8 protein-coding genes and 2 pseudogenes are annotated in these 7,746 nt (G+C 41.3%); 5 read left to right on the top strand and 5 right to left on the bottom strand.

What is annotated here, in order from left to right:
* Window positions 1-111: pseudogene (locus EWV60_RS03915) on the top strand (IS630 family transposase); the annotation flags it as partial.
* A gap of 155 nt (window positions 112-266) precedes the next feature.
* Here EWV60_RS03915 and EWV60_RS03910 read toward each other — a convergent pair.
* From EWV60_RS03910 to EWV60_RS03900, 3 genes are all read right to left on the bottom strand, one after another.
* Window positions 267-1,421 carry a pyridoxal-phosphate-dependent aminotransferase family protein gene (locus EWV60_RS03910; protein ID WP_287231095.1) on the bottom strand — a complete coding sequence of 385 codons (1,155 nt, stop codon included), beginning with the start codon at window positions 1,419-1,421 and terminating at the stop codon, window positions 267-269.
* A gap of 220 nt (window positions 1,422-1,641) precedes the next feature.
* Window positions 1,642-2,532 (bottom strand): indole-3-glycerol phosphate synthase TrpC, encoded by an 891-nt coding sequence (gene trpC / locus EWV60_RS03905; RefSeq protein ID WP_287231091.1) that lies wholly within the window; start codon window positions 2,530-2,532, stop codon window positions 1,642-1,644.
* 138 nt (window positions 2,533-2,670) lie between these two features.
* Entirely contained in the window at window positions 2,671-2,883 is a 213-nt protein-coding gene (locus EWV60_RS03900; RefSeq protein ID WP_002735306.1) for a hypothetical protein, read from the bottom strand.
* A gap of 299 nt (window positions 2,884-3,182) precedes the next feature.
* On the opposite strand from EWV60_RS03900, the gene EWV60_RS03895 reads away from it, so the two are divergent.
* Window positions 3,183-3,860 carry a hypothetical protein gene (locus EWV60_RS03895; RefSeq protein ID WP_002791301.1) on the top strand — a complete coding sequence of 226 codons (678 nt, stop codon included), beginning with the start codon at window positions 3,183-3,185 and terminating at the stop codon, window positions 3,858-3,860.
* A gap of 2 nt (window positions 3,861-3,862) precedes the next feature.
* Window positions 3,863-4,153, top strand: coding sequence for a DUF3288 family protein (locus tag EWV60_RS03890; RefSeq protein ID WP_002738029.1), 291 nt, complete (start codon window positions 3,863-3,865; stop codon window positions 4,151-4,153).
* A gap of 42 nt (window positions 4,154-4,195) precedes the next feature.
* On the opposite strand, the pseudogene EWV60_RS03885 reads toward EWV60_RS03890, so the two are convergent.
* Both EWV60_RS03885 and EWV60_RS03880 read right to left on the bottom strand, forming a co-directional pair.
* A pseudogene (locus EWV60_RS03885) lies at window positions 4,196-5,190 on the bottom strand (Npun_R2821/Npun_R2822 family protein).
* Window positions 5,191-5,431: 241 nt separating this feature from the next.
* On the bottom strand, window positions 5,432-6,427 hold the full coding sequence (locus EWV60_RS03880) for a glycosyltransferase (protein ID WP_069475512.1): 996 nt from the start codon (window positions 6,425-6,427) through the stop codon (window positions 5,432-5,434).
* Window positions 6,428-7,224: 797 nt separating this feature from the next.
* Here EWV60_RS03880 and EWV60_RS03875 point away from each other — a divergent pair.
* The gene (locus tag EWV60_RS03875) at window positions 7,225-7,362 is read left to right on the top strand and encodes a hypothetical protein (RefSeq protein ID WP_193746276.1); all 138 of its coding nucleotides are present in this window, start codon (window positions 7,225-7,227) and stop codon (window positions 7,360-7,362) included.
* 133 nt (window positions 7,363-7,495) lie between these two features.
* Window positions 7,496-7,746, top strand: a 251-nt coding sequence (locus EWV60_RS03870) for a helix-turn-helix domain-containing protein (RefSeq protein ID WP_287231081.1), incomplete at its 3' end; no start/stop codon positions are given.

The raw sequence follows: 7,746 nt of genomic DNA, 5'->3' as shown, positions 1-7,746 counted from the left end.
GCTATTTATGAATGTCTGAATGATGCCCATCTGAAACATAAAAAAGAACTGGATTCCTTGCTGACTCTACGATTTCAGAAGTTTAATAAATCTCAGATTATGAACGTCTAAAGTATATCAGCGAGACTTGGAAGCTATCTGATCAAATCAGTTCCCCCAGAGAACCCCCTTGAGCCATCCTGCACACTTTTCTCTCTTTGTCAAATTTTATGTTAAGAAAGATGTGACTAATGGATAGGGGGAGAAGGAGAAAAGCAAACCTAAGATTAACCCTGCACCATCACCGAGGCAGCCGCAGCCACACCGGCGCCGGGGGTGACACTTTCGACACCTAACTCGATTAAAGTCGCTTCAATGGCAGCGATAACCGTGAGGATATCCCTCTCACTAGCAAAACCTAAATGACCGATACGGAAGATTTTACCCTTGAGGTGATCCTGACCACCAGCCACAGCGATGTCGAACTTTTTATTGAGAGTCGAACGAATTTTTTCCGCATCTACTAGAGTGGGGGCTACCGCAGTAATCGCCGTGGAAGCCCAGGAATCCGCCGCGTAGAGGGGCAAATCCAGGGCGCGCATACCCGCCCGCGTCATCTGCGTTAAGCGTTGGTGACGGGCGAAAATTGCCGCTAATCCCTCCCTTCTCATCATTTGCAGAGAAGCTTGTAAACCGTACATCAGGTTAACTGGAGGGGTAAAGGGGGAACTATCCTCATCGGTGGCTTTTTTGTATTTGCCTAAATCTAGATAAAAACGGGGCAGTTTGGCGGTTTCGTAGGCTTTCCAAGCTTTTTTGCTTACGGAAACAAAACCTAAACCGGGAGGAATCATATAACCTTTCTGGGAACCAGAACCGACCACATCTAAACCCCATTCGTCGATGGGAATATGATAAGCTCCTAAACTGGTGACAGCATCGACGATAATTAAAGCTTCCCCGTGGTCTTTTACCGCTTTGTTAATGCTTTCCAAGTCATTGAGAACCCCGGTGGAAGTTTCTGAATGGGTGATAATTACCGCTTTGATGGCTTTTTCCTTGTCTTCGGTCAGTTTAGCGGTGAATGCTTCTGGATCTAGGGGTTTACCCCATTCTGCCTTAACTACATCCACATTTAAGCCGTAGGCTTTCGCGACTTTCCCCCAACGTTCCCCAAATTTACCATTATCCCCCACCAAAACTCGATCGCCGGGGCTGAGAAAATTAATAATTCCCGCTTCCATGGCACCGGTTCCCGAAGCGGTTAACATTAAGACATCGCCATTGGTTTGATGCAACCATTTAAGATTTTCGGTTAATTCGGCGATTACCTTGCTAAAAGCACCGGTCCGATGACCTATCGGTGCTTTAGCCATAGCCAATAATACCGCTTCCGGCACCGGTGTGGGGCCGGGAATCATCAACATATTTTTATTTTCCATGGTTCGTCCTCTCTCGTTGGGCATATTTAACAAAGATAAAAAACCAAATCTCGATCGCATCAATTCTGAGGGGTTGATTTAAGATTTGGCAAACTCTGATTATATCGCAGGAAGCAGGGGGCGGTCGGCAGGAGGCAGGAGTTAGCTTTTTTCTCCCCAATTCCCCACTTCATAATTCGTAATTTATAATTCATCATTCCGACTCCCCACTTCCTAACTCCTATTCCCGATTTTCAAACAATTTCTGGATACCGACGGCAGGATCGGGCAGTTTTACCAAAGATTCGCCGATTAGAACCGCATTTGCTCCCGCTTGCTTCACTTTCGCCAGATCTGTTGCTGTGTTTAATCCCGATTCGCTGACGATCAGAATACCTTTTTCTCGCACCTTTTCGCCTCTAGCTTCTAGTAATTGGCGAGTATTGTCTAAATCGACTGTAAATGTCTCTAAATTACGGTTATTAATGCCGATTAGTTCGATTCCCTCAATGGCTAACACTCGATCAAATTCGGACAGACTATGCACCTCTACCAAAGCTGTCATCCCTAAACCCTTGACAATTTTGACAAAATATGCTAGGTCTTGATCGCTTAAAATAGCGGCAATTAAAAGAACAGCATCGGCTCCTTTAGAGCGAGCGTAGTAGATTTGATAGGGATAAAGGATAAATTCTTTGCATAATAGGGGTAAAGATACCGCTTGCCGGACGAGGCTAAGATTTTCGTAACTACCTTGAAAAAACTTACTATCGGTTAAAACCGATAAACAAGTGGCTCCTCCCTGTTCATAGGTACGGGCGATCGCTACAGGATCAAAATCTTCGCGGATTACTCCCTTGCTAGGAGAAGCTTTTTTGACTTCGGCAATCAAAGCGGGTTGGGTTTTACCCTGTTTTAAAGCGGCTAAAAAGTCGCAAGGTGGCGCAGTATTAGCTATTTTTTGGCGTAATTCCAATAAAGGCAACCTTTCGCGCAATTTATCGACTTCGATCTCTTTATGCCAAACGATTTCTTCTAAAATATTTTGCGGTTGTGCCTCTGGCACTTTCACCACATAACTCAAACTCTCAACTTTAACGGCAGGATTGGGGTGTTTTCTTCGGATCTGCATTTTTTCACTGTCCAGAGCTTAACAGTGATTAGTGTAACAGTGATTAGTTATCGGGGATTGAAATAGAGACGGGGAAAACCACGTCTCTACAGACATTTAACTCTACTTCTGTGGATATTCCCAGTCTTCACCGAAAGGCTATTGCATAGCTTCGATCGAACGTTCTAAAATTTTATCTTGGAGTTTTTCGTCTTCTTGACGATTTTCAGTTAACAAAACCCGCGCTTTTGCAGTTTCTGCCTCTCCTTCCCCTAAAAGCTCCTCTGTACGAGTTAAGACATTCTCTTCGAGCATTCCTTCTGCTTGTCGTTCTTGGGTTAGATTAAGACGTGCTTTTTCTTCAATATTCATAAATTTATCCCTGCCACAGGTGCGATCGACTTCTACCTTTAGTCTGACACAAATTTGCTATTCCGTATCATTAACTACAGAAAAATTTAGAATCTTACTGGTGAAACTGAGATTTAGGTATTTGTTCTCATTCCTTAAATGGACAGGGATCGATCGACCTCAAGCTATAAAATAAAACCTATGGAACAATTCCCCAGCTTAATCAAGCTTGTATATCGGGCGAATAATTATCGATTGCCTAAACCAACAGATTTCTGGACAGTATCCGATTCTATCGTAATATCCTATTTGCACAGCTTATGACCAAAGGTAATTTAAACGATCTCATCCGTACAGAAGCTAATAAAGAGGTAGAATCCCAAACCTCTCCTTCTCCCAAACGTCCGAAGGAAACTAACGCCACCCTACAGGCAAAAATTAACGACTTGACAACAGAGTTAGAAAAAACCGAGAAAAATCAGCAAACTCTCCAAGAAAAGGTTATTTCTCTGGAAAAAGAAGTCCAAGAACATCTGGAACTCTCTGTCAGGTTACAGCAGTTACAACAACAGACCGAGCAGTTAGAATCTGTCCTCTCGGAAAAAACCACTTTGGTGGCACAATTATCGAGTCAATTAAGTCAATCCCAGACGGAACTAACCGAGAAAAAACAGTTGATTGAAAAATTATCGAGTCAATTAAGTAAAACAGAAATAGAACTGACTGAGAAAAAACAGTTAATTGAAAAATTATCGAGTCAATTAAGTCAATCCCAGACGGAATTAACCGAGAAAAAACAGTTGATTGAAAAACTATATAATCAAATTAAAACCCTAGAAAATAGTCCCACCCCCACGCCTGAACCGTCGTCAATTACCAAACCTGCGCCGAAGAAACCCAGTCTTTATAACTTTGAAATGGCAACTTTAGTCCGTTATATTGCCCCAACTCCTACCCCCACAGAGTTAACGGATTCCGATATCGGTTGGTTCGATTAATTATGGCTAGTAAAAACCAAGAACAACAACATCCACAGGAAAGAATTGATCGCCCGATTGTTGATCAGCTGCTGCAATCAGAACCTAATGATTTAAACTTAGCTGAATGCGCTCGTTTACGCATACGTTATCAAAACTTTCCGGGGGCAAGAGAAATCCAAAGAGATTTAGATTTAATCCTAGAAAAATGGCAGTTAGATGAAGCTAGTTTATGGGCAAAAACTCGACAACTGCACAGTCATGGACAAGTGTATCAAATTCGCCAAAGCGAGGAGCAACAGGATTGGAGTTAAATTGCAGTAGTTATCTTAATGGTGCGAGAGGAAAAATCAAACCTATAATTTGATTTTATCTAATAATCTCTGAAAAGGATTTTTTGGTTTGCTTGCTGGCGGATCTGCGGGGGGATTAGGATCATCTAGATAACGATAATATCTCCAGATATCCCAGTAGGGACAGCCCGGTTCAATGCGAATTCCTGCCCAATGTAAATATTTTAAGGGCTGATTTAATCTCGGATCGATTAAAATATTCCCCTGAGGTTGAAAATGAGAACTTCCCCCCCAATTTCCCGCTTGACAACCCGGAGCGCGGACAATATTAAATCGATTGGGAACTCGTTTGAGAATGGTATAATTAATAATCGGTTGATCGGAGGTTTTTTGAGAAAAATCAAAATATTCTGGATGAGCGGCACATTCTTGAAAAGCACTATAAGTAGTCGTGCAAAATAAATTTCCTAGTGAAGAAAGGCAAAAGGCAAGAGGTGGTTAGATATGTGTAATTAATTTTGCTTAGGTACTTATAATTCCTGTTCTGAGAACAGATTCTTTTTACTAGCCCAAAAACCACCGTTAAACATTCCACTTAGATCATTTTCTGTGAAGATTCCTTGTTCTAAAACAATCGGATTAAAGACATCAGTAATCCCTTTTTTGTGTTGGTAATCACAGCAGAGAAAATCGTAGGTATCGAGGAAATTTAGATTATCTATTATTTTTTCAAAAACTACGATATCCGCATCGATATAACGAAATTGATCTAATTCTCCAAACCAATACACCTGCTTGCGAAATTGATTGGGACGAGCAAAGAATTTTTCTCCAAAAATATCATAGATTTTCTGGGCTAATTCTTCCACTAATTGCAGATCGGGATAGAGAATAACGCCATATTTTTCGGACAATAAATCGGCAATTTTTTGATAATTATTGTCGTAGGGAATCAAGATGACGGGAGAATCGGGATCGTACAAACGAATACTATTCATTAATGCGAGCGCCTGCTCGATAACTCGATCATTAGCGGTAATGTAAATTCCTCGCTTCATAAATATCCTGGGGGTAAGAGTTAGAAATAATTATATAGCAGTTATCTTAATGGTGAAGTAGAAAGTTTTCCTTTTGGGGAGTCAGCCATCAGCTTTTTTCTCCCGATATCCCTGTTCACTGATAACTGATAACTGATCACTGATCACTGATAACTGAATAGCCGATCGATCTTTCTCTGTCAACTCTTAAAATTGATGCGTTTTATTTTTGAATTGGCGAATAATGAAGGAAAGATCACTGCTACTTAAACAGTTTTTTCTTAAGTTTAGCCAGAGAACTCTGCATCCATAATTTTTTAAGTCGCAGGGGTTCTAAACCTTCTATATCAGCCGGATAGCGTTTTTTAATATCAAAGAAATCATTAATTTCTCTTAAAATTGTTTCAAAACGTGGTAATAATTTTTCGGGATGATAATCATCGATAAAATTAGCAGGTAAAGAATTAACGGGAAAATTACGGGCATAATTAAGAATACGTTCCAGATCGTATTGAGTGGAATAGGCCCCGATTTTTTGACAATTGAAACCGGGATCGAGATAATCGGCTAGGGCGCTATTGACGCTAGAAAATACCGTACAACCACAGGCTAAAGCTTCCAGGGGCGGTAAGCCAAAACCTTCCGTTAAACCGTTTACAGCCCAATATTCAGCCGAATCGTAGAGATAAACCCGACTACGATTGAATAATCCCACTAAATCCTCCACATAGCTATCTAAAACCTTAAGGCGACAGTGGGGACGGAGGGCGGGAACTAGACGATTGAGAAGATACTTTGAGGATTTGCGCCCCTGTACTAGAACATCGATATCCCTTTCTAAGCCTAAATTGAGAAATTCTGAGCCAATTTGATTAGGAAGATAGTAAATTAAAGCATTAGGAGCCTTTTCTCCCCAATAACCCATAGTATTACGGCTAACGGTTATAATTGGTATTTGGGAGGGTAAACGGAAGCCGTAACCTGTACTATGGGCATGATAAATGATATTATGCGATCGCAATCTTGGCACCAGTTTAGGAAGATCAAAACCCCAGCTAACCACAAAAATACTGTCATCTGAGTTTATTTTCGCGAGTATATCCTCTAAAAAGAGATAATTTAACTCTTTTTGACGATAAGTCACAATCTGGGCGCTACAAATTTGACTAGCTAAATTGACAGTTTTCATTTCTGCCCACAGTCCACCCCCACCAAAGGGAGAAGTAGTACCGGGCAAGAGAAAATAGAGGTTTCTCATCGGGATAATAGAAGTTTTGGTTAAGCGGTAGTCTGGAGACTCGGCTATTCTATGCTTAATTATTAAGGTGTGAGGTATCTAAAGGCAATAGTCGATCGAGCATAGATATTATACTATAGCGTTTCCTGTTCCCAAGAGGTACATTATCGATGTCGAAAAATTTAATCAGCAAAGGTTAAACTGTGCCACACAGGTGTGAGAAACCTTATATATCCATTGATATTAGCAAGGGGTTTTTAATACTTAATTACTCTATTTTTATTCGGATGAAAAATGAACTAGAGATTCTATGACCTAGAACACGGAGATCGCCTAAGTATAAATACTCGAAAAATCGCTATTTTTTGAACTTAAATGATTGTTTTAAGTTCAATTAGTCTTTAAAAATATCTTGTTTTTTCTTGCGACGTTCCATAGTATTAAATTCAGAGAAGTAGCTCGACAAGCCTGACAACTCTTGCCAAGACTTTTGTATTTATAGCGTTTCCTAAGCTAGTGAGGTACGCCTATTTTTCTTCCCTTTTGCCGTTCGGCGGTTCGGCTGAGCTCACGGCCGAAGCCTTTTGCCTAAAACCCATAACTTTTGTACCTCATCAGACTGAAAAACGCTATATATAGTAAATTACGATCGCGACCGTGTTCCCTAACCAATTCGCTCGTAATTATCCGTGGATTTCTAATTCCAACCGACTCATATCTCCCCTCCCCGAGGCTCCCCTCGCCTTCAGTGCCGACGCGATCCAATGGCCAGAAAGCTGGCAAAACAAAACCCCCGTACTCACCCCCACAATCTAACCATGAACGAGAACCCGAACCCTATCCCCGCCATCCTACCCCGATCGGCGTGGGAGAGCCAGATCGCCTATCTCTGGGCCGTATTCCAGGCGAAAAAAGCACTGGATGAAATTGAACGAATTCAGAACGAGAAGACATGAAAGCTCGATCTAATCCGCATCCAGTAACCCCTCATCTCTCATCGAAAATTTGGGACTGAAACCCCGTCGTTCTACGACGGCTTTACTGTTAAATATGAGCATCGTTTACGAAATATATGCTAAAATGTGAGACATGGAAAAAGCCTATTCTTACCGATTTTACCCAACACCCGAACAAGAGTCGCTATTGCGGCGCACTTTGGGATGTGTAAGATTAGTTTACAACAAAGCTCTCCACGAACGAACACAAGCTTGGTACGAAAAGCAAGAAAGAGTAGGCTACGCTCAAACTTCTTCAATGTTGACCGATTGGAAAAAACAAGAAGAATTAGACTTTTTAAACGAAGTTAGCTGTGTACCTTTACAACAAGGGTTAAGACACCT

This window comes from Microcystis sp. Msp_OC_L_20101000_S702 (assembly GCF_007095705.1).
In the GTDB taxonomy this organism is placed as follows: domain Bacteria; phylum Cyanobacteriota; class Cyanobacteriia; order Cyanobacteriales; family Microcystaceae; genus Microcystis; species Microcystis ichthyoblabe_A.
The sequence above is the reverse complement of the archived record's forward strand: the minus strand, read 5'-3'. Positions and strand labels throughout refer to the sequence as shown.